The sequence below is a fragment of the Enterobacter cloacae complex sp. 2022EL-00981 genome, assembly GCF_028737495.1.
GTDB classification, from domain to species: Bacteria; Pseudomonadota; Gammaproteobacteria; order Enterobacterales; family Enterobacteriaceae; genus Enterobacter; species Enterobacter cloacae.
The window spans coordinates 1-1,157 of the sequence record NZ_JAQZRK010000064.1 but is presented as its reverse complement, the minus strand read 5'-3'; the positions used below and the strand labels follow the sequence as shown (position 1 = coordinate 1,157).

The following is a 1,157-nucleotide window of genomic DNA, read 5'->3' as shown; positions in this document are numbered from 1 at the left end:
ACCATGACCATATTACTGTACTCTTTTCCCAGCTTTTTCATCTCGTTAACTATATTCAGCCGTCTCACTTTCCCGGGCTCATGCCGGATGACTTCTTCTGCCAGACTCAGGTATGACAGCACCCGTCTGTGCCTGATGCTGCTTGCCTGATAGTGCCAGTGTAAACACTGCCTTTCTGCCCTGTAACCTGCCAGCCACATCACCAGGCTTGCCATTGCCGCGACCATATTCAGCACTTCCAGTCGCCCTTTTCCCTGACTCCGGCTCAGCCTCAGACCGAACCCGAAGCGTGGACTTTTGTCGTCCCGGAAGTTTTGTTCTATCTGCATTCTGCGGCTGTACAGGGCCATTATCTGGTGCGGCTCCAGTCCCTCTGCATTACTGAACAGCAGCCAGGGCTCCCGCGCGCTACTGCGGTGTTCCCGCTGTGTTTTCGGCATCCCCCCTTTTCCCTGACGCCCTGCGTCAGGGCGCTTATGCAGATAGAACCGGCCGTAACAGGGCGTTCGTGGTTTACGGGACAGGACACCGTAACCCATGCAGACCGGTTGTCCGGTAGCCTCAAGCTCACTGATTTTCATCCACTTTTTATCTCCATCCAGCCGGAAGCTGATGCAGCCCCTGACCCTGCCGGTGAAGCTCCAGCCCAGCTGGCTGACATGCCGGAACCAGTCTGTCCTGAAGCCTGCATCCGTAATGATGGTGACGGCTTTATCTTTCGGGATGGCATCATGCAGGCGGTCAAGGAAGCGGCACTGTACATCGCTGTTCTGCGCCAGCTCTGCGGGGACAACCTCACTCATAAGCGGCAGTGAGCGACCATTACAGACCAGGCTTGCCCGCAGAAGATACCAGTTCCTGTCATGCCAGCCTGTCCAGTCGACAGCAATCACACAGAAGGGCATCAGGGAGGTGATGGTATGTGTGAGCAGGTGCTGAATACGGGGAATATCCCGGTGAAGGGCGGTATTACCCAGGGCACGGTCAACACGTTTAATTTTATTTTTGACGTGCGCCCTGCCGGGAAGAGTGCGACCAAGGCTGGTCAGGGTCAGATCCGCACCGTGCGTGAGGGCAACGGCCATGGAAACAAGGACATTAATCCGGAAGCTGTGAACGTCCGGTAAAGACGCGGAGAAAAATTTCTGGCAGACTGT

1 protein-coding gene is annotated in these 1,157 nt (G+C 55.7%); it reads right to left on the bottom strand.

Features of this window, described 5'->3' with window-relative positions:
- The coding region (locus PUZ33_RS25085; protein WP_126347388.1) for an IS4 family transposase at positions 1–1,157 on the bottom strand (1,157 nt) is incomplete at both ends.